This window comes from Corynebacterium sp. HMSC072A02 (assembly GCF_001810085.1).
GTDB lineage: Bacteria > Actinomycetota > Actinomycetes > Mycobacteriales > Mycobacteriaceae > Corynebacterium > Corynebacterium hesseae.
Genome location: NZ_KV799822.1, coordinates 89,220 through 115,133 on the forward strand (window position 1 = coordinate 89,220; position 25,914 = coordinate 115,133).

The 25,914-nt window shown below is 61.6% G+C and carries 22 protein-coding genes and 2 tRNA genes; 11 read left to right on the plus strand and 13 right to left on the minus strand.

The window, feature by feature from the left end; all coding sequences use genetic code 11:
* Nucleotides 1-8 precede the first annotated feature (8 nt).
* Together HMPREF2698_RS03035 and HMPREF2698_RS03040 are read left to right on the plus strand one after the other, a co-directional pair.
* The gene (locus HMPREF2698_RS03035; protein ID WP_070519723.1) at nucleotides 9-500 is read left to right on the plus strand and encodes a low molecular weight protein-tyrosine-phosphatase; all 492 of its coding nucleotides are present in this window, start codon (nucleotides 9-11) and stop codon (nucleotides 498-500) included.
* 31 nt (nucleotides 501-531) lie between these two features.
* Entirely contained in the window at nucleotides 532-1,515 is a 984-nt protein-coding gene (locus HMPREF2698_RS03040; RefSeq protein ID WP_070562000.1) for an SURF1 family cytochrome oxidase biogenesis protein, read from the plus strand.
* Between the two features lie 507 nt (nucleotides 1,516-2,022).
* Here the strand turns inward: HMPREF2698_RS03040 and HMPREF2698_RS03045 are convergent.
* Nucleotides 2,023-2,098, minus strand: a tRNA-Val gene (locus HMPREF2698_RS03045).
* Nucleotides 2,099-2,207: 109 nt separating this feature from the next.
* Nucleotides 2,208-2,645, minus strand: coding sequence for a DUF3052 domain-containing protein (locus HMPREF2698_RS03050; protein ID WP_070562002.1), 438 nt, complete (start codon nucleotides 2,643-2,645; stop codon nucleotides 2,208-2,210).
* A 173-nt stretch (nucleotides 2,646-2,818) separates the two neighbouring features.
* Here HMPREF2698_RS03050 and aceE point away from each other — a divergent pair, with 173 nt between their 5' ends.
* Nucleotides 2,819-5,575, plus strand: a complete 2,757-nt coding sequence (gene aceE, locus HMPREF2698_RS03055) for a pyruvate dehydrogenase (acetyl-transferring), homodimeric type (RefSeq protein WP_070532701.1) — start codon at nucleotides 2,819-2,821, stop codon at nucleotides 5,573-5,575.
* A gap of 181 nt (nucleotides 5,576-5,756) precedes the next feature.
* Here the strand turns inward: aceE and HMPREF2698_RS03060 are convergent, their stop codons facing one another.
* Nucleotides 5,757-6,770, minus strand: a complete 1,014-nt coding sequence (locus tag HMPREF2698_RS03060; RefSeq protein WP_070562004.1) for an alpha/beta fold hydrolase — start codon at nucleotides 6,768-6,770, stop codon at nucleotides 5,757-5,759.
* Between the two features lie 26 nt (nucleotides 6,771-6,796).
* On the opposite strand from HMPREF2698_RS03060, the gene HMPREF2698_RS03065 reads away from it, so the two are divergent.
* A complete protein-coding gene (locus tag HMPREF2698_RS03065) occupies nucleotides 6,797-7,099 on the plus strand; it encodes an acyl carrier protein (protein WP_070519714.1) in 303 nt (100 codons plus the stop codon).
* Nucleotides 7,096-7,875 carry an HAD-IIA family hydrolase gene (locus tag HMPREF2698_RS03070; protein WP_070519713.1) on the plus strand — a complete coding sequence of 260 codons (780 nt, stop codon included), beginning with the start codon at nucleotides 7,096-7,098 and terminating at the stop codon, nucleotides 7,873-7,875. Before HMPREF2698_RS03065 ends, HMPREF2698_RS03070 begins: the two co-directional genes overlap by 4 nt.
* Nucleotides 7,876-7,878: 3 nt before the next feature.
* On the opposite strand, the gene HMPREF2698_RS03075 is transcribed toward HMPREF2698_RS03070, so the two are convergent.
* The 10 genes from HMPREF2698_RS03075 to HMPREF2698_RS03120 all read right to left on the minus strand — a co-directional run bounded on the left by HMPREF2698_RS03075 (nucleotide 7,879) and on the right by HMPREF2698_RS03120 (nucleotide 16,572).
* On the minus strand, nucleotides 7,879-8,313 hold the full coding sequence (locus tag HMPREF2698_RS03075; RefSeq protein WP_070562006.1) for a hypothetical protein: 435 nt from the start codon (nucleotides 8,311-8,313) through the stop codon (nucleotides 7,879-7,881).
* A 399-nt stretch (nucleotides 8,314-8,712) separates the two neighbouring features.
* Nucleotides 8,713-9,516 carry a serine hydrolase domain-containing protein gene (locus tag HMPREF2698_RS03080; RefSeq protein ID WP_070562008.1) on the minus strand — a complete coding sequence of 268 codons (804 nt, stop codon included), beginning with the start codon at nucleotides 9,514-9,516 and terminating at the stop codon, nucleotides 8,713-8,715.
* Nucleotides 9,517-9,536: 20 nt separating this feature from the next.
* Nucleotides 9,537-10,157: an excalibur calcium-binding domain-containing protein gene (locus HMPREF2698_RS03085; protein WP_070562010.1), complete on the minus strand. Its 621-nt coding sequence runs from the start codon at nucleotides 10,155-10,157 to the stop codon at nucleotides 9,537-9,539.
* Between the two features lie 256 nt (nucleotides 10,158-10,413).
* A complete protein-coding gene (locus tag HMPREF2698_RS03090) occupies nucleotides 10,414-11,994 on the minus strand; it encodes a mechanosensitive ion channel family protein (RefSeq protein WP_070519701.1) in 1,581 nt (526 codons plus the stop codon).
* Between the two features lie 43 nt (nucleotides 11,995-12,037).
* Entirely contained in the window at nucleotides 12,038-13,636 is a 1,599-nt protein-coding gene (locus HMPREF2698_RS03095) for a peptide ABC transporter substrate-binding protein (protein WP_083303773.1), read from the minus strand.
* A gap of 38 nt (nucleotides 13,637-13,674) precedes the next feature.
* Nucleotides 13,675-14,748 (minus strand): trimeric intracellular cation channel family protein, encoded by a 1,074-nt coding sequence (locus HMPREF2698_RS03100; RefSeq protein ID WP_070520138.1) that lies wholly within the window; start codon nucleotides 14,746-14,748, stop codon nucleotides 13,675-13,677.
* 100 nt (nucleotides 14,749-14,848) lie between these two features.
* Nucleotides 14,849-15,205, minus strand: coding sequence for a hypothetical protein (locus tag HMPREF2698_RS12880; RefSeq protein ID WP_083303775.1), 357 nt, complete (start codon nucleotides 15,203-15,205; stop codon nucleotides 14,849-14,851).
* Between the two features lie 74 nt (nucleotides 15,206-15,279).
* A complete protein-coding gene (locus HMPREF2698_RS03110) occupies nucleotides 15,280-15,729 on the minus strand; it encodes a Panacea domain-containing protein (RefSeq protein WP_070532722.1) in 450 nt (149 codons plus the stop codon).
* A gap of 132 nt (nucleotides 15,730-15,861) precedes the next feature.
* Nucleotides 15,862-15,935: transfer RNA gene (locus HMPREF2698_RS03115), tRNA-Ile, on the minus strand.
* A gap of 211 nt (nucleotides 15,936-16,146) precedes the next feature.
* Nucleotides 16,147-16,572 carry a hypothetical protein gene (locus HMPREF2698_RS03120; protein ID WP_070562014.1) on the minus strand — a complete coding sequence of 142 codons (426 nt, stop codon included), beginning with the start codon at nucleotides 16,570-16,572 and terminating at the stop codon, nucleotides 16,147-16,149.
* Nucleotides 16,573-16,722: 150 nt separating this feature from the next.
* Between HMPREF2698_RS03120 and HMPREF2698_RS03125 the strand changes: the two genes are divergently transcribed.
* The 6 genes from HMPREF2698_RS03125 to HMPREF2698_RS03150 all read left to right on the plus strand — a co-directional run bounded on the left by HMPREF2698_RS03125 (nucleotide 16,723) and on the right by HMPREF2698_RS03150 (nucleotide 25,806).
* Complete coding sequence (locus HMPREF2698_RS03125; RefSeq protein ID WP_070562016.1) at nucleotides 16,723-18,057, plus strand: AAA family ATPase; 1,335 nt, start codon at nucleotides 16,723-16,725, stop codon at nucleotides 18,055-18,057.
* A gap of 114 nt (nucleotides 18,058-18,171) precedes the next feature.
* Nucleotides 18,172-18,873 (plus strand): DUF3800 domain-containing protein, encoded by a 702-nt coding sequence (locus tag HMPREF2698_RS12885; RefSeq protein ID WP_246819425.1) that lies wholly within the window; start codon nucleotides 18,172-18,174, stop codon nucleotides 18,871-18,873.
* Nucleotides 18,874-19,133: 260 nt separating this feature from the next.
* Entirely contained in the window at nucleotides 19,134-20,606 is a 1,473-nt protein-coding gene (locus tag HMPREF2698_RS03135) for a DUF3375 domain-containing protein (protein ID WP_070562020.1), read from the plus strand.
* Entirely contained in the window at nucleotides 20,603-21,268 is a 666-nt protein-coding gene (locus HMPREF2698_RS03140; protein WP_070562022.1) for a DUF4194 domain-containing protein, read from the plus strand. Before HMPREF2698_RS03135 ends, HMPREF2698_RS03140 begins: the two co-directional genes overlap by 4 nt.
* The gene (locus HMPREF2698_RS03145) at nucleotides 21,261-24,659 is read left to right on the plus strand and encodes an ATP-binding protein (RefSeq protein ID WP_070562024.1); all 3,399 of its coding nucleotides are present in this window, start codon (nucleotides 21,261-21,263) and stop codon (nucleotides 24,657-24,659) included. Before HMPREF2698_RS03140 ends, HMPREF2698_RS03145 begins: the two co-directional genes overlap by 8 nt.
* Nucleotides 24,652-25,806, plus strand: a complete 1,155-nt coding sequence (locus HMPREF2698_RS03150; RefSeq protein ID WP_246819426.1) for a DUF3322 domain-containing protein — start codon at nucleotides 24,652-24,654, stop codon at nucleotides 25,804-25,806. The genes HMPREF2698_RS03145 and HMPREF2698_RS03150 overlap by 8 nt, the downstream gene beginning before the upstream one ends.
* Nucleotides 25,807-25,914: the final 108 nt, after the last annotated feature.

Sequence of the window (25,914 nt, forward strand, 5' to 3'; positions counted from 1 at the left end):
GCCTTTGCATGACGCCTCCGGAGAACGACAACCAGCTCCACATCGTCTTCGTGTGCACGGGCAACATTTGCCGCTCACCCATGGCGGAAATCATTACACGCGACGCCATGGAGACCGACATGCTCGATCTCCTCGCGCGAGTTTCTTCCTGCGGCCTCGGCGGCTGGCACGTGGGCCAGGGCGCGGACGAGCGCGCCGTGGCTGAGCTGCGCCGCGGCGGCCACGATGGCGCCGGCCACCAGGCCGCCCAGCTGGGTCCGGACCATATGGACGCGGACCTCTTCGTGGCCATGGACACCGGCCACCGCGATGCCCTCATCGAGCGCGGCATCCCGGAAGACAAGGTGCGCCTCATGCGCAGCTTCGATCCGAACTCACCGGAGGATGCCAGCGTGGAGGATCCTTTCTACGGCACGGAGGAGGACTTCGCCCGCACCCGCAGTGAGATCGATGCTTCCGTTCCGGGGCTGCTCGACTGGATTAAAGAAAACCACGGCTAGATAATTCTGCGCGGCTACTAGACTGGTCATCATGCTTAAGACATTCCTCAAGCCTGGGTGGGTGCTCTCTCTCATCTTCATCGTCGCGTTTTCCTATTTGTCTTTCACGGTGCTCGCTCCGTGGCAGCTGAATAAGGACGCGCAGATTGTGGAGCGCAACCACCTCATTGAGGAGGCCTACGACGCCGACCCCCAGCCGGTCACCGAAGTCTTTTCTGATGATGGATCCTTGCACAAGGAGTGGGAACGCGTGGAGCTAACCGGCCACTACCTCTCAGAAGATGAGGTGCTCCTGCGCCTGCGCCCGGTGGAATCCGCCCCGGGATTCCAATCGCTGGTCCCCTTTGAAACCGAGTCTGGTGAGACCTTCCTGGTCAATCGCGGCTGGATGCCCACGGATGAGGGCAACTCCGTCCCCCACATCGATCCGGCGCCCACGGACAAGGTGACCATCGTGGCCATGGCACGCTACGACGAGCGCAAGCACACCTCCGCACCCATTGAGGAACAGGGTTATACGCAGGTCTACTCCATCAATACGGAGCAGATTGCAGAGCTTGTCGACGTCCCCCTAGCCCACGACTACCTCCAACTCTCCCCCGAGCAGCCAGGTGAGCTACATGCGCTACCGGTTCCAAAGCTGGACCGTGGCAACCACTTGTCCTATGGCTACCAGTGGATTGCCTTCGGTGTGATGGCACCGCTGGGGTTTGCGTATTTCGTGTGGTCTGAGATTCGGGAGCGCCGCCGCGCCCGCGATGAGGATGCCCTGATTGCTGAGGCCACTGCGGCCGCCACCGGTGCCGGTACCAGCTCTCCCGATGCGGCTGCGGACGTCGATAGCTCCGAGCACGAGGATCCTTCCGGCGAGCACTCTGATGCTACGACGCCTGCTGCCCCGCCTTCGACGCCTGCCGCTGCCACGCAGCCTTCGCGCCGCTCCCGCTCGCGCTATGGCTCCGCCAAGCCGGACTTCTACGAGAAGATTCGCGAGCGCGGCCAGGAGCGCTACTAGCACCACCAGCACCATCGACCCCTCCATCGGCTCGTCGTGGATCGCAATGACCGTTTCCGTAGAGTACTGCAGGTCTCTTCGCGAAACGGACTACCTCCTTCACTCCCCAGCAACGCAAAACGTCTGTGTACCTCTATCGACATGAGGGAGGCACCTGACAAAAGGCATCAGTCATAAGGCGTTTTCACGCCTAAAACGCCTTTTAGTCATCGCAGATGGCGTTTTCAGACCCAAAGATGCCTTTTGCCAGATGCCCTTTGCAATGCGCCCTTCTGACTTAGGTCGTTCAGTGCGGAAAAGGCAGGCGCCGCCACCGCCGAAAGCTACCAGGTAGCAATGTCAAGAGTGAAGTTACTCGCCCACCCATGACCTAGGTCGGGCCGCAGGCGTCGGCAGGAGCGCTACTAGCACCACCAGCTCCTCGGGCCTTAACCCCCGAGGCCTGTCGTGGAACTGTCGTGAATATGCGACAGACCCCTTTTCGATTCCTCGAAAAGGGGTCTGAACTGGTGCGGCCTGAGGGGATCGAACCCCCGACCTACTGGGTGTAAACCAGTTGCTCTTCCAGCTGAGCTAAAGCCGCAGTGCACTGTGTGCTCGCACAAGATTAGCCTATGGTCACCCGCAGCAACAAATCAGGGTGTAACTAGTCGCTGCGAATGCCGCGTGAGCAGGCATATCCTGCGTTTGCCTTAAGGCTTCTTGGTGTAGCCGCGGGCTACAAGGCAGGACCCCTGCCACTCGGCGAGGCGCTCAGCCTTGGTCTGCACCAGACCAGCCAGCTGTGCGGATTCGGAGATCTCACCGGGCTCGAGGTTGCCCGGCTTTCCAGCACCTGGGGTCAGCAGCCAGATACGGCCGGAATCACCCAGGGGACGGGTGGCATCGACCAGCCCATCGACCAAATCGCCGTCCTCCGCGCGCCACCACAGCAGCACGAGGTCGCACAGCTCGTCGGTCTCCTCATCGAGGAAATCCTCCCCCAACACGTCCTCGATGGACTCAGAAATCGTGGAGTCACAGTCCTCGTCCCAGCCAAGCTCCAGAGCAATCTGCCCCTCTTCGATGCCGAGCTTGGCTGCAAATCCCGTCACTCGCTGAGTTCCTTCCGATGAAGTAGTTGATGTCATGCAGAGTATTTTAACGTCTACGGTGCACTTTTTCGCGACGAACCTCCCCCCATCTTCCCCAGTGGTGGAAATTTTCCCTCATGAAACCACCCCTGGGGGCCTCCAAATGCCCCGCCGTGAAAGCGGCGCGTATCCTAGGAACAGATCTTTGTACTACGAACCAGGAGGATTTAATGGCCGACTTGGACGCCCACAACGGCGACTCCAACTTCCCCATCGTTCGCGATGGCGTGGCAGCATACCTGCACGACTCCGACCCGGAAGAAACCCGCGAGTGGATGGACTCCCTCGACGGTCTTCTGGACTCTTCCGATCCGGAGCGCGCCCGCTACCTCATGCTGCGTCTTCTTGAGCGCGCTACCGCCAAGCGCGTGCCGTTGCCGTCCCTGACGTCCTCGGATTTTGTCAACACCATCCCGACCTCCCTCGAGCCGGAGTTCCCGGGCGATGAGGAATTGGAGAAGCGCTACCGCCGCTGGATCCGCTGGAACGCGGCCATCATGGTGCACCGCGCACAGCGCCCGGGCATTGGCGTCGGTGGACACATTTCCACGTACGCAGGTGCTGCCCCGCTCTACGAAGTGGGCCTGAACCACTTCTTCAAGGGCAAGGATGATCCCTCCGGCGGTGACCAGGTCTTCTTCCAGGGCCACGCTTCACCGGGCGTCTACGCACGTGCTTTCATGGAAGGCCGCCTCACCGAGGAAGACCTCGATGGTTTCCGCCAGGAGCACTCGCGCGGCGAAGGCAAGGGCCTGCCGTCCTACCCGCACCCGCGCCTGATGCCGGACTTCTGGGAATTCCCCACCGTGTCCATGGGCCTTGGCCCCATCAACGCCATCTACCAGGCACGCTTCAACAAGTATCTGGAGAAGCGCGGCATCAAGGACACCTCCAAGCAGCACGTCTGGGCCTTCCTCGGCGACGGCGAGATGGATGAGCCGGAGTCCCGCGGTCTGCTGCAAATGGCGTCCCTCTACGAGCTAGACAACCTGACCTTCGTGGTCAACTGCAACCTGCAGCGTCTCGACGGCCCTGTGCGCGGCAATACCCAGATCATTCAGGAGCTGGAGTCCTTCTTCCGCGGTGCCGGCTGGTCCGTCATCAAGATTGTCTGGGGCCGCGGCTGGGACAAGCTGCTTGAAGCCGATAAGGACGGCGCCCTGGTCAACATCATGAACACCACCTCAGATGGTGACTACCAGACGTTCAAGGCTAACGACGGCGCCTACGTCCGCGAGCACTTCTTCGGCCGTGATGAGCGCACGCTCAAGCTGGTTGAGGACATGTCCGATGATGAGATTTGGGCACTGCGCCGCGGCGGCCACGACTACCGCAAGATCTACGCCGCATACGACAAGGCGCTGAGCTACGCGGGCACCGGCCGCCCGACGGTCATCCTGGCCCACACCATTAAGGGCTACGGCTTGGGCCACAACTTCGAGGGCCGCAATGCGACCCACCAGATGAAGAAGCTGACGCTGGAGGATCTGAAGCTCTTCCGCGATAAGCAGGGAATCCCGATCAGCGACGAGCAGCTCGAAGCCGATCCGTACCTGCCGCCGTACTACCACCCGGGCAAGGACGCCCCGGAAATCAAGTACATGCTGGAGCGCCGCAACGAGTTGGGTGGCTTCTTGCCGGAGCGCCGTGAGAACTTCGAAACTCTCACCACCCCGGATCTGTCCAAGCTGCGTTCGGTGCGCAAGGGCTCGGGCAAGCAGGACGTGGCAACGACCATGGCTCTGGTGCGTACCTTCAAGGAGCTCATGCGCGATAAGGAGCTGGGCAAGCGCGTCGTTCCGATCATTCCGGATGAGGCCCGCACCTTCGGCATGGACTCCTGGTTCCCGACTCTCAAGATTTGGAACCCGCGCGGCCAGAACTACGTCCCGGTGGATCATGACCTCATGCTCTCCTACCGCGAGGCTGCCGACGGCCAGATTCTGCACGAGGGTATTTCTGAGGCAGGCGCAGCCGCATCCTTCACCGCAGCTGCTACTTCCTACGCCACCCAGGGCGAGGCGATGATTCCGCTGTACATCTTCTACTCGATGTTCGGCTTCCAGCGCACCGGCGATGCCTTCTGGGCTGCCGGCGACCAGCTGGGCCGCGGCTTCATCATCGGCGCTACCGCCGGCCGCACCACCCTGACCGGCGAGGGCCTGCAGCACATGGACGGCCACTCCCCGATCCTGGCGTCGACCAACCCGGCCGTGGAGGTCTACGACCCAGCCTTCGGCTACGAGATTGCGCACCTGGTCCCGCGCGGTATCGAGCGCATGTACGGCGAGGACAACGAGCCGATCATGTACTACATCACCGTGTACAACGAGCCGGTCAAGCAGCCTGCCGAGCCGGAGAACCTCGACGTCGAGGGCCTGCACAAGGGCATCTACCACTACAACACCGCTGAGTCCGGCTCCATCCCGGCCAACATCCTGGCCTCCGGTGTGGGCATGTACGAGGCCCTGCGTGCACAGGAAATCCTGGCGGAAAGCTACGACGTCAAGGCGTCGCTGTTCTCCGTCACCTCGTGGGTCAAGCTGGCGCGCGACGGCGCTGCCCGCAACAAGGAAGCTCTGCGCAAGGGCGTTGAGCCGACCGAGGCATTCGCCACCTCCCAGCTCAAGGGCTTCGAGGGACCGTTCGTTGGTGTCTCCGACTTCGCCACGGACCTGCAGGAGCAGATTCGCCCCTACGTCCCGGGTGACTACATCGTCCTGGGTGCAGACGGCTTCGGCTTCTCTGATACCCGCGAGGGTGCCCGCCGCTACTTCAACACCGACGCCGAGTCCATCGTCGTCGCAGTCCTCGAGGGCTTGGCTCGCGAGGGCAAGGTGGAGCGCAGCACCGTGGAGAAGGCGGCTCGCGAGCTCAAGCTCGACGACCCGACGTCCACCCTCTCCACGTCCTCCGATGAGGACTAAGGCTTAGGCCTTAAGAGCCTCAAGCTTTCCAGCCCCTTCTGCCTGAGCAGGAGGGGCTTTCTCATGTTCAACTCATGTTCAAGCCGAGGGGCAACTGCCCTTGTTGCCAAAGATCGGGCCAGATCTTGAATCAGAGGCTATAACTTTGGCAGAACGGGCAGTTCGACCACCACAGCAGACCCTAGCTGCCCAGCACTCCATCGAGGACGCGCCCCAAAGCCTTGGAGACCTCGCTGGGCTCCTCCAAGATGACCATGTGCCCGGCGCCGTCGATGACAGTCAGGGTGGAGTCCGGCCAGTGGCGGGCAATGACCTCCGATTGGCGGTGCGGGGTCACGATGTCCAGGCTGCCCACCACAATCTCGCCCGGCACGTTTCTAAGCCTGGCCGCCGCGCCGAACTCGGAGTGCTCCACCAGATCGTCGAAGAAGCCTGCGTAGCTCGACATCGGGGTATCTAGCAGCATCGCCACGTGGAATTGCAGTTTGTCCATCTGCGGGAAGCCCTGCAACAGTGCCGCGAAGGCCGGGGCGATAAGCGCCGCGGCCTCGAAGCGCACGCGGTTGAGCCGGCTCGGCAACCGCAAACAAGCGCGATAGACCATGCCCAGCGTCTTCGATTCCAAGACGCGCGCCACGCCCTCGGCCGCAAAGCGCTGCATCGAGGTAGCCACCAGCGTCATGCCCTTAACGCGGTGAAAAACCTCCCGCGGGGCGCGCCGCAGCAGGTTGAGCGCAATCATTCCGCCCATCGAGTGCCCAAGCAGCACCAACGGCCCCTCGGCGGCGCGCTCAGCGATGACGGCCAGCACGTCGTCGGCCGCGCCCCGAACCGTGCACTGCGCGGGAGTGACGTGGGTGGATTGGCCGTGGCCGCGGACGTCGACAAGCAGGCAGCGCACCGAAGGGTAGTTGCGGCGCACGTCGTTGACCTGGGAGTAGAAGCTCTCAGCAGACAAGCAGTAGCCGTGGATGAAAACCACGGTGACCTCCGCGTCCTGCGGGCCTACCTCGTACCATGCCACGCGCACGCCGTCGTTGTCCACGAAGCCCGAGTCCTTCACCCCGGTCAGGCCCGGCTCTGTCGTGAGATCATGCAACTGATCGTGGACGGTGTGCTCGATGGAGCGCATGCGGGGGCGGGCCCGGCGCGACCAGCTGCGGGCGATGGCGGAGGAACGTGCTCGAATAACCATGACATTTCAATACTAGACTGGGCCCCATGGCTAATGACCTTTCAGCGCAACTCCAAGCCCGCTTCGGCTCCGCGCCGGCAGAAGAAAAAGAAGCTTCCCCAGCCGGGGACGCATACGGCGAGCTCACTCGCCTCATCACGAAGGTGACCGGCGTGGAGGAAGGCCTAGAGCGCGAAGCGAAACTAGAGGACCTGGGGGTTGAATCACTCGAGCGCATCGAATTAGCCGTGCGCCTCGAGGAAGCCTGCGGAGTCCGCCTCAACGAAGAAACCATGCTCTCCGTCACCACGGTGGGCGAACTTGCTGATTATGTGGAGGAACACTCGTGATTTCCTATCTCTCAGACATGGACGGCGTCCTCATCAAGGAAGGGGAGATGATTCCCGGCGCGGATAAATTCATCCAGGCGCTGAAGGATAACAACATCGAGTACATGGTGCTAACGAACAACTCGATGTCCACCCCGCGGGATCTCTCCGCACGTCTGAAGAACACTGGCCTGGACATCCCGGCGGAGCGCATCTGGACCTCGGCGACGGCCACGGCGGCCTTCCTGTCCACTCAAGCTGGCCTGTCCACGGCCTACGTCGTGGGCGAGTCCGGGCTGACCACCGCCCTACACGAGGCCGGCTGGATTCTCAACGACCGCGACGCGGACTTCGTGGTCTTGGGTGAGACCCGCACGTATTCTTTTGAAGCCATCACCACGGCGATCAACCTTATCCGCGACGGCGCGCGCTTCATTGCCACCAACCCGGACGTCACGGGCCCGGCCCCGCAAGGCGTGCTCCCAGCCACGGGTGCGGTCGCGGCACTCATTACTGCGGCGACCAACCGCGAGCCTTACTACGTGGGCAAGCCGAACCCCGTCATGATGCGCAGCGCGTTGAATAACATCGGCGCGCACTCGGAAAATACCGTCATGATCGGTGACCGCATGGATACCGACGTCAAGTCCGGTCTGGAGGCAGGCATGCGCAGCATCCTGGTGCGCTCAGGCATCAGTGATGACAGCATCATCGAGCGCTACCCTTTCCGCCCGACTCACGTAATCGACTCCGTGGCGGAGCTTCCGGAGCGCATCCTGGATCCCTTCGCGGACTAGAACTTAGACCGCACGCTTGACGACGCCCCTGAATCCGTACTCCCCCGCCAACATCTCTACGGCGCGGCCTAACGCGTCCAGTTCGCTGGGCGTTCCCGTAATAACTTGCTGGCAGCCTATCCCGAGGCCGCCTGCGTTGTCAGGAACGCGGCCGCTAAGCGGATCCCATACTGGGTCGCGGTGCCAACGGGTACACCATTGGGCGGTCAGCGGGTCATCACCAGGCACTATGAACTCGCTTTCGCTGCTGATGCAGCGCGCCATGGCGCGCTCGATGGCAGGGCGCAGACTGCGCGGCATGCCCGAGATCTGCAGCACGGCGGTACAGACCTCACCGCAGGCGCGGTTGGGCCAGCTATCTGCCGGGCTGCCAAGTGGGGTGGCTGAAGCGGCCGGCGCGGTGGCACCGGCCAGCTGCGGGTGAACGCGTTGATTCACTCCTTAAACTCCTTTGACGTGCGAGTGATGGCACGCCGGCATGTGCCGACGCAAGACGAGCTTCGTCTTCCCCTACGAACTTGTCTTCATCACGTCACTCGCGCCGAGGCGCGAACACCGCTTGGTGCGACCGCAGTATGCGGCCACACGGTGCGTCGTTGTGTGCCCACAATTTTCCCCCGCCACTTGAGCCACAACAACCCTCAACCTGCGCTTAAGCCCCCACAGCCTCAACAAGAACTTGAGACTTTCACCCCGAAATTCGCCCCATCAATCACTTCAGTCACATAAGTCAACGTGTGTAACACGCGCGCGTTGTCGCCACAGCTACCCCACTACCCCCGTTGCGGCGCCCTACGGTACGCCGCGACGACGCTCAACACCGTCATGCCACCCCGGCTAGCCCGCCTGGCACTCCTGCCAGATGGCCGTGTTGGTCTCGGCCCACAAAGGCTTGCACCACTCGCCAAAATCGCGGTCCGTCAGCGAAACCATGGCCCAGTCACCAGCCACCCACAGGTAGGTACCGCTCATGCCGAAGTGCCCCACGGCATCGGCGGGCAAGCCACCCATCCACTGCTGCTTCTCACCGTGGATTTCAAAGCCCAACCCCCACGTGCAGTCTTTGAAGCTGCCATAGCCGGGCACGATGCCCCGCAGTCCCGGAAACTGAACGCTGCGCATTTCCTCCACCGTCGAAGGATCGAGCAGGCGCGGCGAGTAGACCTCAGCAGCAAAGGCAGCGAGATCCTCCACACTAGAAACCAAACCGTGCCCGGCCGAGCCTTCCAAGGTAGTGGCCCGCATGCCCAGAGGAGCACACACGCCTTCAGCAAGGTATTCAGCAAATGGAATCTCGGTGGCCTTTTCTACTTCCTCGGCGGCCCATTCATAGCCGGCCGAGGAGTAGATTCGGCGCTCCCCTACGGGCTTTTGTGGCTCGCGGGAATCAAAGCCCACGCCCGAGGCATGTGCCAAGAGGTGGCGCAGCGTGGAGCCTTCAGGGCCTGCCGGCTGATCCAGCTCCACCGCCCCTTCTTCCACGGCCACCATCACCCCATAGGCGGTCACCAGCTTGGTCACGGAGGCCACCGGGAAGCGGCGGGAGACATCCCCCAGCTGCTCTACTACCTCGCCGCGGTGCAACAAGGCGGCGGCAACGGTATCGACGGGCCAGGACTCAAGGGAAGAAAATGCGCTCATGCGCCCAAGCTTAACGGGACTTAGCGCGGATCGATTTCGCAGCCTACTCCGTCACCGTCACGGTCGAACTTGGAGCGGAAACCTGGCTCACCCGCATAGATCGGGCGGCCTAGTGCGTTCCACACGTCTGCGCAGCGAGTAAAGGACGCGGGGGCAGGCTTCGGTGCCGGAGCCGGTTTAGGTGCGGGAGCCGGCTTGGGCGCCGGGGCTGGAGCAGGAGCCAGAGCTGGCTTCGGCGCGGGGGCGGGGGCAGGCTGCGGTGCAGGAGCAGGTGCCGGAGCTGGTGCCGGCGGAGAAGGGATGATGCCCGGCAGCGGGTTCGGAATGATGCGCTGCTGCACCGCCCAGTACACGCCACCGGCGGCAGCCGCGAGGACCGCTGCGGTAATGCCCACGCCGAGCGCAATCATTTCGCCTTCGGACGACTGCTGGAATTCGGCGTCATCCTCGTCCATGTTGGAGGAGCCAGAACCCTGGCTCGAGGAATCAGCTTCCTGGGAGGAGGAGTCAGACTCGGAGGAAACCGTTGCGGTTGCCTCGGCGTTAGGGGCCGTGGTCTCCGCTTGAGCAGGAACAACAACGGACAGTGCGACAGATACAGAAACAGAGGCGGCGAGGACCGCGCGAGAGAACTTCTTCATAAACTCAAGTTATATCCTGCAGCACTACCCCGCAGGAAATCGCGCTCATCCGAGGGCTACATCACGCCCGAAAGCCACAGCGAGCTGGAAGTCAGCAGCGGGCTACACCGCATGAGTTAACGGATGAGCCCGCCGCGCCGATATCAAAAATGTAGCGCATTTCGTCGCTGCACTTCCCTATCACTCATATCTCTGGTGCGCCCTCTCCACGCGCCTCTCTCATCTCTTTGTGGCGCCTCTCGGTGATGCCGCGGAGCTACATCACGGTGGACGGCTCTGCGGCTCCCTCAGAAACGATCGCGGAAGGCTGCTCGTTCGCCGTGGGCGCGGGCGTTTCGGAGTTTTGCTCCACTGGGGCCTGGGTTTCGGCGTCCTGCGGATCCGCGGGGGCATACACAGCTTCGCTGTCCGGGGTGCTATCAGTTGGCGTGTCCGGATCAACTTCTGCCGTCGGCTCCTGTTCTGCGGAGCCCGTGGAGTCAGTTGCCGGCGCCTCCTGAGGTGTGGTCAGTGGCGCGGAGGAAGACGCAGAAGGTTGCGCCGACTCAGAAGTGGATTCGGACTGCCCCATCCACCGCGAGGGCGATAGCCACCCAGCGTCCACCCCATCAGGGTTAGCGGAGGAAAGCAGCAACAGGCCAACCACACCGAGGCCGGCGATGAGCCCCGTCGTTGAGGCCCGCACGCGCCCGCCTAGAGTCCAGAAATAGTTCCACTTGTTGTCCGGCTTATCGTCGCGCCAGATGCCGCGCTGATAATCGTCTTCTTCTTCCTCCTCGGAGTCGCCCGCATAAGCCGGCCGGCCCGGCCCGTCATCTTTGCTGTCTTGGGGCATAGCGCCGGCATCAGCGACGGCGTCGGCAGCAATGACCTGCGTCTCCGCATCCGATGCCACGTCTTTGTGCGAAGGCTCCGCAGTATCTGCCGCCGGAATGATGGTGGTGGGGGCGTCGGCAGCGGAGACGTCGCCAAGCTCCTGCGAGGCATCCCCCGGCACGCCCTCAGTGGTGGGAAGCTTGTACAGATCCCAGAAGGTGGAGAGCAGCGCCGAGCGGATCGCGCGCTCCACCGCCCACTGGCGGGCGGGGTTGACCTGCACAAGGACGCGGTACTGCACCTGCCATGGCTGGCCGGCCGCAGTGGGGGCCGTGAGCCCAGTGGCGGGCAGAACGTCGAGCTCACCGGCCACATCCGCGTGGATGTCTGGGGCTTCAAGGGCTCGCTTCGAAATCTTTTCCACCTGTTCGGTGATCTCCGGCAAGGACTCGCCCTCGTGGACCGGGATAGCGATATCCACCACCGCGCGCGACCATTCTTGCGAGAAGTTCGTGACCACGCCCGCGGAACCATTCGGCACCATGACCACTTCACCGGTAGGTGTGCGCACAGTCGTCGTGCGCAGCGTCAGCGAAACGACGGTGCCCTCCACGCCAGTTACACCGTCGAAGCTGACGTAATCACCCACGCCGAACTGCTTTTCCGAGAGGATGAAGAATCCCGCAAGGAAGTCACCGATGATGGCCTGCGCGCCAAAACCGACGGCGGCCGAAACGACTGTCGCCGGGATAGCCGCGCCGAGGGGCGGCACCCCGAGGTTGGCCAGCGCAGCCAACACAAGAAGGAAATAGGCCACCGCCTGCGCCACGTAGACCAGTGCACCGGCAAGCGCCAAACGCGCCTTGGTAGATTCTTGATTCTCATCCAGACGGGACTCAATGACCCGCACTGCCAAGCGGCCGATGCGCGGGATGAGAATCGCCAACAACAGCATTCCCAACAGCGGCAGGCCGTGATCCACGATGGCCTGCCACACGGCGAACAAGTAATACTTCAGCATTGCGCCAAGCCTAGTCCTTCAGCCTGACAGAACCCTTGGAGCCTTAAGCGCGGTGGATGAGATAGTAATTCGGGGTTGGCTTCCACGTGTAGCCCGCGGGGACGATGTCCTCGCCGAAAGCGCAGAAAGTCTTCGTCGTCCACAGTGGAATCGCAGGCATCTTTTCCAGCAACAGGCCTTGAGCCTCCGTGTAATGCTTTTGGGCTTCCTCCCGGCTCTTCGCCTGACCCGCCTTCTTCAGCAGCTCATCGTATTCAGAGCTGTTAAAGCCTGATTCATTCTCCGAAGAGTAGGACGCATATAGCGGCACCAGGAAGGTAGATTCCTCTGGGAACTCCGCCTGCCAAATCGTGCGGAAGGCACCGGTGAGATGACGGGCAATTACCTCTTGTCTGAGGTCCTTCAAAGTGGCAAACTCATGGCCCTCCGCCGGCACGCCGAGGGTATCCGACAGTTGCTTCGCCACGGCGTCGATCCACGTCTTATGGCCGCCGTCGGTGTTATAGGAAATGCTGAAAATCCCATCAAACGGTTCCAGCTTTTCCGCCTGCTCCCACAGTTCGCGGGCCTTCTCCGGCTGGTAGGTCAAGACGTCGGCCCCCTCCGGTGTTGGTGGAATGGAACCGTCCAGCGGCGCGACGAAGCCGGTGGTGGGAAGCACCATACCGTGGAAGATGTCCCGGGCCATTCCTTCGCGGTCGATTGCCATGGACAACGCGCGACGGCGCAAGCGTCCGGCCTCACCGCGGAAGTTCGCATCGTTGGCGGGGATGGTGATTTCCATGATGGAGCCGCCGGGCTTGGTCAAGGCGCGGGAGCCCAGTTCCTTTTCGAAGCTGCCTAGCTTCTCCGCCGGGATCCGCGTGAGCACGTCCAGCTTGCCATCTACGAGGTCCTGGTAGGCCTGCTCCTCCGAGGAATACACCACGAACTTGATGCCTTCATTCTGCGGCGTTCGCGGCCCCTTGTAGCGAGGGTTCGGCACGAGGGTCACAGCTTTCTCGCGCTCCCAGGAAGCCAGCACATAAGGCCCGCTGCCGATGGGATCCGTTCCGCGATCACTCAGCCTATCCTGGTCTTCGGAGCGCATGGGGAAAAAGACCGAGTATCCCAGGCGCTCGAGGAATCCCGCCGTGGGGCGTGAGAGCTCAATGCGGAAAGTTTTCGGCCCCGTCACCTTAAGGCCGCGCATTGACTTCCTGCCTTCGTGGAAGCCACGGATTGGTTCAAAGTGATGCGCGGAGAGCAGCGACTGGCGCACCGCGGTATTCCACGTATCGACGAAGTCTTCTGCTTCCACGGTTGAACCGTCGGAAAACACGGCGTCATCTCGAATCACCACGTCATATGTCGTGTCATCGACCTGCGTGATGGATTCCGCCAAGTCATAGTGAGCGCCACCGGTTTCATCCAGGTACATCAACCCCGAGTACACAAGGTTGATGATGGTCTGCCCCGGCGCATCGTTGGAATCAGCCGGGATGAGGGTGCGCTGTGGCTCCGAGATATCCGTGGTGATGAGGTTCATGTCAGAGGTGTCGACGTTGCCAGGCTCCGCCGTGCATCCCGCCACCGTGGGCGCCACGACGCCCGACGCCGCTAGCGCCGCCAGCATGCCTAGAAAAGAACGCCTCGAAGTCACGCGTTCATCACCTCACTCTCACTAATACTTTAAAGGATCTAATCATCTCTCTTTTCATAACGGCGCATGAGCCTCTCCACCAATTCATCGGTGAGCTGGTCATCGGCCAAAATGCGATCCAAAAGCTCGCGTGGTGTCGGCCCCTCGGCGCTCGGGGTCTCGTAGGAATCGCCGCTCAAGTCCACGCCGAAATCGGAGGTTTCCGCTTCCGCGGCAGGCGGCTTCATCATCTGCGACATCTCCGCCACTTCCTCATTGAAGGAATCGAGGAACTCGGTGGCGTCGATGGCTGCTTCCGAACGGCGCTTGCCGGCGCGCACCTCGCGCTCAATACGGCGCTGCAGTGCCTTTTCCATCTGATTGTGGCGCCAAGAACGGAGCTTGGAGGGCTCTAGGCGACGCCCCACGGCCCTGCCCTTGCTCTCCGCCTTGCGCGCCATCACCATGACGTAGGCCGCGGTGTCATTAACCGGCGCCCACTCTTGGCGGGCGGGCACGCGCCACCCGGCCCAGATACCCAGCATGGTCATCACGAAAGAGACAACCGGACCAAGAATGACTCCCCAGGCCAAGTAGCCGGCCGAATCCGCGCCGAGGACCACCAAAGCGCAGGCCACCGCGGGGATCACGGTGGGTGTGTTATCCCCAAAGACGGCGGGCTCGCGCCCCATGGCGATGTCACGGATCATGGAACCTCCCGTGGCAGTGAACACGCCCATCATGATGCAAGGAATCAGCGGCAGCCCATAAGCAATGGCCTTGAGCGCGCCTGTCGACGCCCACAGCGCCGAGACCACCGCATCCCCATGGGACTGGACATAGTCCCACGTCTTGCCTTTGAAGTAGACGAAGCGGGCGATGATTGCGCCGGCAAACGCCAGGTAGAGATACTCCGGCTGGCTCATCGCGGCGACAGTGCCGCGGTTGATCAGCACGTCACGGATCATGCCGCCGCCGAGAGACGAGAACATCGCAATGAAGAAGAAGCCCACGATGTCATAGCCACGCTGGCGGGCCATGGTGCCGCCAATCATGCCCATGAGGAGGACACCAATGATGTCGGACCAGTAGTACAGCGACTCGATCAAAGGGTCCATCTCGACAACGCTCATGGTGGTCATCGTATCGGGTGCTGTGCGATATCTCGCATTGAGGAGCTATTCCTTGAAATACGCCGCCTGGCTGGCGGGCCACGGACGCTTAGAAAAGGCGCTAATGCACGTAGAGCTCGTTGTAGGCTTTCTCAATCCAAATGACATAAAACACTTCCCCGTCTTTCCAGCCCGCAAAAGGGAGATTCCCTTTGTGGCGGTAAACCCGGAACCTCTCGACGTCCTGAAACTGCCGAGGAATCTTAGGAATGATCGCGCTTGCCGGAATAAACTCTGAGCCAAGTCCGTGCTTGGGATGCTGTGCCAGCTCTTTCCATGACAGCACTGACCGCTTGTGCCACTTTTCCAAAAACTCCGCGCGCATCGAGTCATCTAGCTCCCCGAAGCCCCACCCCTTCTGCAGGAACCGCGTTGACAGGAGCGGATAGTCAGCCCTAGAACTGCGAAGAGCATCCACAACACTCGACTCTGGGGCGCTCCTCGCCCCTCTGGTTGGCCTGCTCCCCCGCCGTTTACTTTTCTTGCCCACGGCTAGCAGAAATAGTTCTTCAGATCGGCATCCGTAATCTCTAGCCCTCGTTTGCCCTCGACGAAGTTCTTTTTCCAAGGAGATTCGGTGTGGGTTTTATTACGCAATGCCCATGCAGAGTATGGGCCATATTTGTCCCACACCTCAATCAGATCCTGCTCGACGTCACGGTAATCATCCCAATCAAAGTCATCTGAGATGAACTCATCGGGGTCTATGGGAAGCTTTCCGTAGTGCTTGACGTCATGGTAGATGTCTACAACTACTGGGCCATGCGCCCATGCTTCCATTCGGTCAGGGAAAAGCGGCAGGCCATCAGAAGAACGCATATGCAGACCTTTGGCGTAATAAAGAAGCTTTTGAAGCTTGAGCTGCGTAATTTCTGCATCGTCAGTTTCATCAGCCCACGCTACGAACCATTCAGCTATTTGCCGCGCCGTATATTGTTCCATGTCTGCCCTCCTTCCGGTTCCTGCCAAGAGTACAACAGGCCCAAGACACGGCACCATCCCAACGATCGAGCAGGAGTAAGAACACCCGTCATAAGGGCAGCATCAAGAGGGCGCAATGAGAGCTTTAAGCTGTGGGGCCACCGGGGCTCGAACCCGGGACCAACGGATTATGAGTCCGTAGCTCTAACCGACTGAGCTATAGCCCCGCGTATTCCCCGCCTGCTTTTATGCACACAGCGAATCCGCTCCCAGCAACATTAATCGGCGGGCCCAGAAAACGACAATTTAGGCCCCTGAAATCGCTGTCTAAGCTTCAGCAGCGCTCCTCCGCCATTTCACCACCAGGACGGAGCCACGGCACGCTTCTGCTCAATTTTGGCCGGGCTGAGTTTCAGGGCGCTGGGATAACGGCCAGGCCTATTCTTTCTTCTTCATTTTTCTGGCTTGTCTGCGCGCGCGGCGTCGCGCGCGCTTTGCTGTGCGGATGTCCACGACCCACCGCGGAACAAAAGGCCACGGAAGCGGAATCCCAATCGCCCCCGTAAACCCAATAACTCCAATGACGAAAGCTGCCACGAGCGGAACAATCAGCACCGTTTCGACGGACTCGGGAAGGTTCGCACTTGCCACCAACCCTGTGGCACCGGCCGCGCCCATAATGAGCGTGCCATAAGGATAAATGAAAAGGACGCCATCGCTTTCTGCACCTGTTGCATCAGCTGAGTCGTACCACTCTTCTGATTGGGGATTCCTCCGCACGTACCGGATATAAAAGGTCCAATAGGCCACCATGACCAGCACTAAACCGACACACACAAGCAGCCCAGTGATATCTCCGTCCATAGGATGCGGCCTCCTGTGGTTGCTGTTGCGGTGTGTAGTAAACGCTACCAGCGCCCGCCGGGGTGAGTCTGAAATCCGGATGAGGGCACGCACCCGGGCCTAGGACAGCTGTCTATGATCCGGCATGTGTGAGCCTGTAGTGTCGCGACCATGAGGCTCCTTTCCTTTAGCGTGTCTAACTTCCGCAGCATCCGCGCGACGCAAACGCTCTCGCTGTACCACCACTGGCAGCACTCCACCGCCCCGGAGGAAGGATGGGCACAGGTCAGCGAGCCCACCACCGTACTCATCGGCCCCACGGCGTCGGGAAAGAGCAGCGTCCTCAATGCTCTCGCCTTCGCCCTGCTCGCCATCGAATCCTCCGCCACCACCTGGCTTGCCGACGCCCCACCCAACCAACTCCCCCACGCCCCGTACCGCCTGGATCCCCGCACGCAGCGCCTGCCCAGCACCTTCGAGCTGGATTTTGAGCTCGATGGCGTGCGCTACCTCTACGGATTCCAGTGGAGCTTCACCGGCGTGCACGCGGAATGGCTCAGCCGCGTGCCATCGACGAGGTGGAGCCCCTGCTTCGTGCGGACCCGCGGTGAGGAGGTGCAGTGGACGAGGTCCTTCATGGACAAGGGGGACGTCGCCAAGCTCGGCCCCGTTACGGACACCGAGCTAATCCTCTCCGCCGGCCTGCGCGACGAGCACCCTGTCCTCGCCCCGCTGGCTAGCGCCCTGGTGCACGACGTGGCTTACCTGCCGCACGGCCATACTTCCATGAGCACTGCCTCCCGCATCACCACCCTTATCCGTGAGGGCAAGCTGCGCCTGCATGAGGCTGCCGCGCTGCTGCGCGCGGCCGATGCCGGTATCCACTCCGTACGGCTCAACCAGGACCACATCCCCGAGCACGTCTTCCGCCAGATGCGCCCGGTCATCGATGCGCTCAGCCACAGCTATGGCAGCATCCGCCGCCCCGATGAGTTTGGTGCCTACTCCGATGCGGAGATTGAATCCCTGCTGCACGCCATCATCGTGGAGCACAAGTCCGATGATTCCTTCTACGAGCTGAAGCTGACCGATGAATCCGGCGGCACGCAGAACTGGATGGCCACCGCTCCCCTGGTTCTCGATACTCTGCGCCGCGGCGGGATCCTGGTGGCCGATGAGCTGGATTCCGCCCTGCGCCCAGCGCTCCTTGACTTCATCATCCAGGCCTTCCGCGAGCCCAGTATCAACGTCAACGGCGCGCAGCTCATCTTTGCCTCCCACACCTTCAGCGTCCTCGAGCGCGCCGGCGAGCTGGGCCTGCACCCCGAGAGCTTCTGGTCCGTGGAGAAGACCTCCGCCGGCGAATCGGAACTGCACAACCTCAGCGACGCGCCCGTGTCCCTGGGCAATCCCGACGCCACCCACCACTTCCTGCGCGAGCGCTACGGCACCGCCTCACGGGAGGCGCTGACTGCGCTGCGGGAGCTTGTCACGGACGGTGCATGAAAGGGGCGGGCGCTTGGCGACGACTCCCCTTTCTCATAGCTGCTCACGAAAACATTGATCTCTCCGCTTACGCAGCGCAAAATCTAACTCACGTCCCATTTTAAGGAAGTAGAATTGCTTAAGCTTTTCATTGACGAGTCTTACCAACGCGATCACTATTACGTCGCAGGAGTCTTAGTTAACGAGAAGCAAGAATCGATCTTGATAGAACGCCTCGATCGTTTGGCTGATCACGCCCAAGCACGGAATCACTGGGAACACTCGCCTGAATTTCACGGCCACGCGCTGATGAACGGTCTCGACGACTGGACAGATTTACGAGAGCACTTTGGAGCCTGCATAACAATATATCAATCAGTGATGCATGCTATTCAAAACTCAGGAGCAAAAGTCTTTCTCGAAGGCGTTGACGTAAGACGCCTCAATGCACGCTACCGCTACCCCCAAAGCCCTCATGAGGTCACACTGCGCCACCTACTCGAAAGAGTAAATGAGTATTGCGCAAGTTCCGGCCATCGATGCCAGGTCATTGCCGATACCGTGCCAGGACAAGACGAATTCAACGAAAGTATTCAGCGGTTTACCGAAATTGAAACCCCTGGATTTCGCAGTCAACGCCTTCTCTGCGTAGAGGGAAACATCCATTTCGTAGATTCGAGAACCAGCCGCGGCATTCAGGCCGCTGACATGGCTGTTTACATCTTGAGGCGCCACAGAGAGGAAAACCACGGCAGTAAATCTGCAGCTCGCGCCACTAGACGCCTCATGAAAGCCTTGGGTCCTGCACTTGTACACGAGCGAAAATGGATTCCCTGAAACCTAAAGACCCCCAAGAAAGCTCTGGAGCCTACGCGGCTCCAGGCGACAACGTTCCGGTGACCGGCTCGTCGTGCCTATATTCTAAACAATTCAGCAGCTCTAATTCAAGAGCCGAGCTCTAAAAATCGTTGTTACAAAGTAGGTTTATGCATTCCAGTTAGGTCAGAGCAACCTGAACTCAAGAACACATAATAGGGCGTCGAATATTTGAGCCAGTCTTCGCTGCGCATGTTCGGCACACCTGTCAGAATCAAGACATGTCTGTTGAAGCACGCGCCCTATCGCTGCGGCGCCTGATGCGCGATTCCGCCGCGATCCGGCTCCTGGCCGCGGACAACGCGCCCGTGATTTTGGCGTTGATCGCGGAGTACTTCCCACGCGGTACTAGGGCGCGCCCAGCGGCCGAGGTTTACGAGCTCATGGTCACCGATTTCGAGGTCTTGGCCAGTGAGTTTTCCATGCCCCGCACGCCACAGAATTACTGCAATGACTGGGTCAAGGCCGGGTGGCTCATCAGAAAATCCGGAAAGAGCTCCCACGGCGAAACGCTCGAGCCCAGCGAGGAGGCCCTGTCCGCGCTCGAAGCCATTGAGCGCTGGGAAGCTCCAGTGACAACGGTGACGGCGTCACGCGTGGAATCGATTAGCTCCGCGCTGCAAAGGCTAGCGCGGGACACCAATGAGGACATTGCCAGCCGCGTAGCAAGCTTGGAGGAAGAGCGCGCCCGCATCGACCGTGAGATTGAGAAGGCGCACCTCGGGCAGTTCGAAAGGCTCACCGCCGCGGAGGCAGAGGAACGCGTCCAGGACGTGCTGAACATGGCCATGGCCGTGCCGAGCGATTTCGCCCGGGTGCGCCACGAGCTCGAGGCCCTCAACCACCAGCTGCGCCGCCAGCTTCTGGATCCAGAGGGTTACCGCGGCGAGGTGCTAGAGGAGATTTTTAACGGCGTGGACCACATCGCGGAGTCGGACGCCGGGCGCAGTTTCCGCGGCTTCTATTCCCTTTTGATGGATAGGGAGCGCAGCGCCTGGTTGGATCAGTGGATCATGGAGGTCCTTGACAGCGAAGCCGGGCGGGCGCTGCCCCCAGAGAGAAGGCAGCGGCTGCGCAGGCTTTTCCGCGATATGGAAGAAACCAGCTTCGAGGTCAATCAGACCATGACGGGGCTGGCACGCAGCCTGCGCAACTATGTCTCCTCCGAGCAGTTCGCGGAAGACCGGCGCATGATTGAGCTACTGCGAGAGGCCCGCGGTATGGCTATCGATGCCGCGCAAAACTCCGAGCTCAAAGCCTTTCACCGGATGGAGACACCACTACAGCGCATCGGTATGTCAGTTCACTCCGTCTCCCGTATCCGCCTGGCCAACCCAGGCCGCGAAGTCGTGGAAGAATCACCAGTGGCATACCAGCCGGAGGCCGAAGACCCTCAAGCCTTGTATGAGCTGGTGCGCGAATCAGAAATCGACTTTGAGGAATTGCACGAGGCGATACGCGCGGCAGTCGCCCAGTCCGGCCCCTGCACGGTGGGCCAGGTTCTCCAAGCCCATCCTCCAACCCAGGGCCTTGCCAGCGTGGTGGGCTTGGTGCACATCGCAGACCAACACCCCGTGCCGGTGCTGCGCCAGTCACGCGAGAAGGTCACATGGACCGAAGAGGACGGCACGGTGCGCTCCGCCCATATACCTACTCTGTTTTTCGATCACACAACCGTTAAGGAGCTACAGTGACCGCCGCCAACAGCCCCCGCGTCGATGCCGCGCACGAGCCGCCGCTGTGGGAACACGATAAAGGAACGCTGACCTACCATTCGCGGCGCGCATTAGTACAGCTCCTGCAGGGCCCGCTCATTCGCGCACAGAAGGAACCAGTGCTGTGGGCCGCCATCATCTCGGACGAGGAGAACCTCCGCGCCCGGCTGCATGACGTATTCCTAGAACTCGTCGTGGACGAGACCGAGGGCTTCGCGTTTACGCGGATGGTGGAAGAAGAAACTTTGGCCATCCCGCAGGTGCTGCGCACGGACAAGCTCAAGCACATCGACACCGCCATCCTTTTGAACCTGCGCCAAGAGCTAGGCCTTGCGCTGCCCGGCGAGCGCGTCATCGTGGACGTGGAGGATCTCCGGGAGAGCATCGGCTATGTCCGCGCGGTGGACAACCGCGATGAAGCCGGTTTCAACCGCCGCTTCAACGCCGCCATCAAGCGTATTCAGAACGACTACTCACTGCTGAGCGCTACCGAGACCGAAGGACGCTTGGAGGTCTCACCGGTGCTCCGCCAGCTTTTCGACGCCTCCACCGTCACCGCCATCCGCGACGAATACGCCCGCCTAGCTCAGGCCGAGGAAGCGCAGGTAGATGAGGAGAAGGAGGAAGCTTCCGATGACTAGCAACACTAGCTTGTACCCCGGCCAGTTCCGCATCAGCCGCATTCAGCTGATTAACTGGGGTACCTTCCACGGCTACTTTTCCATCCCGGTGGCGCGCAAAGGTTTCCTCATCACCGGCGGATCGGGCTCCGGCAAGTCCACGCTGTTGGATGCGATGTCGGCGGTCTTGGTTCCACAAAGCCACCTGAAGTTCAACGCGGCTTCGCAGCAGGACCTCGGCCGGCACAATGGACGCAGCCTGGTCTCCTACGTGCGCGGCGCATGGCGGCAGCAAGAAAACGCACAGACCGGTGAAATCGCCCCCGAGTACCTACGGGAGGGTGCGACCAACTCGGTGGTTGCCCTGACCTATGACAACGGAGCAGGCAAGCAACACACGCTCATTGCTATCTTCCGCCTCAACGGTGGTGAGAACTCAGTAGGCCAGATCAAGAAGTTGTATGGGCTGGTGCCGGGTGATGAGGACGTCGATAAGCTCAGCCCCTTGCTGTCTCGCAGCCTGGACACCCGCAAGATCAAAACCCTGTACAAGGGACCCGGCGCGTCCTTTACGCCGACGTATACCACGTTTGCGGATCGTTTCCGCAAGCGCCTTGGCATCAAGAACGTGGAGGGCCAGCTGTTGCTCCACCGCACGCAGTCCGCGAAGTCGCTGTCCAGCCTGGATCAGCTCTTCCGGGACTACATGCTGGACCGGCCCTCGACCTTCTCCAGGGCGGAGGAAGCCGTGGAACAATTTGAGGATCTGCGCCAAGCGTACCTGCGGGTCGAGGACGTCAAGGCCCAGATTGATACGCTCGCTCCCCTGCCCCAGCTGCATTCCCAGCGCGCCACCGCGGAGGCAGATAAGCACAAGGCGGAAGCCATGAGCGAGGCGCTACCTGCTGTGCGCGCTCGCCTGGTGGCAGAGGAGCTGGACTCTCGCATTCGTGCACTCAGCGCCCAGCAGGTAGAAGCCCAGTCGGAAGTGGAATCCCTTGAGGCCGATGTCGCCCACCTCGATGATGCGGAGCGCCGCGCCGCGATGGCCGTTTCCCAGCTCAGCGCCGGCGAGCTCGATGCCCTGCGCGCCAAGATGGAGACAGCGGACAAGGAGATTGAGCACCGCTTAAAAGAATTCCAGCGTCTTGCTGCTGCCGCGGGCCAGTGGACCGAGCACTATGAGCTCAGCCCGCAAGGTTTCGCCGAGCTGCAGGCCAACGCACAGCTGCGCCTTTCCGACTTCGAGACCGACTCCGCCGATTTGACGAACCAGCAGCAAGAAGCTGGCGTGGCCGCCCGCGACGCAGCCACCGCGTGCGCGCGGCTGGATAGCGAACTGCGCTCTTTTAGCTCGCGGCGCACCAACATCGACAAGGCTTTGGTGGAGCTGCGCTCCCAGCTCGCCCGCGATACCGGCTATGCCGAATCCGAGCTTCCCTTCGCCGGCGAACTCATCGACATCAGCCCGCAGCAGGCGGATTGGGAGCCGGTCATCCAAAAGCTGTTGCACGGCTTCGCCGCCACGCTCCTCATACCGGAGGAAGCACGGAAAGCTATTAACCAGTGGGTCAACTCCCGCAACGTGGGCACCCGTCTGGAATACCGCACCATCCCGGAGTTCACGTCAGCGCCTGCCTCCGCGCGCAGCCCACGGCAGCTCATTCACAAGCTGGAATTCCAGGATCACCCCATGGCGGCGTGGGTACGCCAGCACATTTCCCGCCGCTTCAACTATGAATGCGTGGAGTCGGTTACGGAACTGGACAAGGTCACCACAACTCCGGCCGTTACCCGCGATGGCCTGGAAAGCCGCCCCAAGGACAAGGACGGCTCCACGCGTTTCATCAAGGATGACCGCACGCGCTTTGCCGGTACCGCATGGTACCGGGTGGGCTCTACCAACACTGCCAAGATTGAGCTTCTGCGTGCCCAGTTGACGCAGGCCAAAGCCACCGTCAGCGCCACGGCCAGGCAGGTCCACGATCTCAGCCGGAAGATGGACATCCTGCGCACCCAGCGCGATAAAGCCCAGCAGGTGCTGGACACGCAGTTCCAAGACATTGACACCGCCTCCGCGAAGGCCCGCAAGCAAGACCTTCAAGCACAATACGATGCCCTGGCATCCTCCCCAGAGGCCCAAGCTTTGGCAGCCACCCATCAGCGCGCTAAGGAAAAACTGGATGCGGCCCGCGCCCGGCTTACCCAGGCACAGAAGCACCTTGGGGACGTCGAAGGCGAGCTGAAGCGCTCCACCGAGCGCCGCCGCGTCATCGGCACCGTACCGGAGATCACCGACAAAGACATCGCGAAAGCCGTCGAGGAGGCCTTGCACAAGGGAAAACGTACGCTCACCATCGATAACATCGACGCCCGCCGCGATGAAGTCCAGGCCGCCCTACAGGACGCTGCCCGCGCAGCCGCGCGCCGCATCGAGGAGACCAACGGCACGATCGTCTCCGTCCTCCACACATACCTGTCCCAGTGGCCGTCAGAAGCCGCCGACCTGGAACCTCAGGCCAGCTTCGCCGGCGAAGGCATTGAGAAGCTGAAGTACCTCCGGGCCGACCGCTTGGCGGATTTCCGCGCCCGCTTCCTCGAGCTGCTCAACGGCACGACGGTCCAGAACCTCTCCCATCTGGCTTCTTCCCTGCGCCATGCGCGCAGCGATATTGAAACGCGCATGGAGTTCATCAACAAGTCCCTGGAACGCTCGCCCTTCAACGGTGAGCGCACCCTGCGCATTGATGTCAAGGATGCCCGCGGACAGGTGGTCCACGACTTCCAACGGGACCTGGATGCTGTCACCTCCCACAGCCTGGCCGAAATCAGCGAAGATGAGCACGAAGCCGCCCTGCAGCGCTACCACGCCCTCGACAAGATCTTGAGCCGCCTGGGCTCCAGCCACCCGGAGGATATCCGCTGGCGCAACGTGGTCTTGGATACCCGCCGCCACGTCAGCTTCATCGGCCGCGAGCTCTATCCCGACGGCTCGACGGCCAATACCTACCAGGATTCCGCGTCACTTTCCGGCGGCCAAGCACAAAAACTCGTCTTCTTCTGCCTGGCTGCGGCCCTGCGCTTCCGCCTGGCGGAGCCGGACCAAGATGTGCCCACCTATGGCTCCATCATCTTGGATGAGGCCTTTGACCGCGCCGATCCCACCTTTACCCGCACGGCCATGTCCGTCTTCGCCTCCTTTGGTTTCCACATGATTCTGGCCACGCCTTTCAAGCTCATCCAGACGCTCTCCCCCTACGTGGATGGCACCATCGTGGTCAATTACGACGAGCCGATTATCAACGGCCGCCCGCAGGCGCGCACGGGCTATTCGCTTATCGACGCCTCCACTCTCTCCTCCCCCAACTCCGAACCGCCCCACCCCGAGGAGCCCGCCGATGCGGATGCCTAAAGACCTGCAGGCGCATGCGGCGAAATACCTGCGCAATCACTTTGCCGAAGCACTTTCCGAACCGGATGCGCTGCACCTGGCGTGGCCCCTGCACCCACCAACGGCCACTGCCGCCGCCCGCGATATCAGCACCACCCAGGATTTCATCCGCGCCTGGCAGCGCTGGCCGCACCAGGACGAAGTCATCTATGAAACACGCAATTGGTCCCGCGCGGGCCTGGGCACCAACGATGTTCCCACCCGCGTAGAACTCACCGGCGCCGCGCGCATCGCCACCGCCGCGGGCTTGGAACGCGAGTATTCCACCGCCCGGCAGCACGCCCAGGACATCGCCGTCATCTTCCCGGACTCCCCGGACTTCACCCATGCCGTCCACCGCTCCTACAACCAATGGAAGGATTTAAGCGCCTACGATCTACGCTGCCTTGGACCGTGTTTGACCTGGCTGCGCGCCAACCCCCACTCCGGTGAGTGGGAGCGCGCCGTGCCGGTGGAAGGTGTCGACGGCAAGTGGATTGGCAACCACCGCCGCCTACTCCTCACACTCCTCTCGCCCTTCGGCATCGCGGACTTGGGCCTGCGCCGCAGCGATACCCGCGTGCGCCTGCGCTACCTCAACCACGCACCAGCGCTCACCGATATCGAAATCCCCCTCGCCGACGCCGCCAAACTCTTCCCGGATACCCCTCCCCGCGTACTCATCGTGGAAAACAAACAAACCTTCCTGGCCTTGCCCACGCTTGCCGACGCCTCCCCTCCCACCATCGCCCTCCTCGGCTCCGGCACCGCCGCCCACCAGCTCCAGGCACTGGACTGGCTCCACCGCACCGACATCACCTACTGGGGCGACCTCGATGCCGCCGGCTTTGCCATCCTCAACGCCGTGCGCGCCCACTTCCCCCACACGACGTCACTACTCATGGACACCGCCACCGTCACCACATTCCAACACCTCGCCGTCCCCGACCCCGGCGATGGCTCCGCCACGCTTACCCACCTCACCACCGAAGAGCAGCGCGCCTACCGCCTCCTCTTCACCAAAGGAAGGCTGCGCATTGAGCAGGAGCGGATTCCGTTTACGCATGCGAGTATGGCGATTTATAAGGCACTAGGACCAAATAGCGCACCAACTTCCGAACCGCGCTAGAAAAAATGACCCTCACCTGCCAGTAGCCCCGGTGAGGGTCGAGCAGCTGTACGCAATGTAGGGCTGCTCCTGCCGAGAATTATGCCGAACGAGCGCAGAGATAGTCAA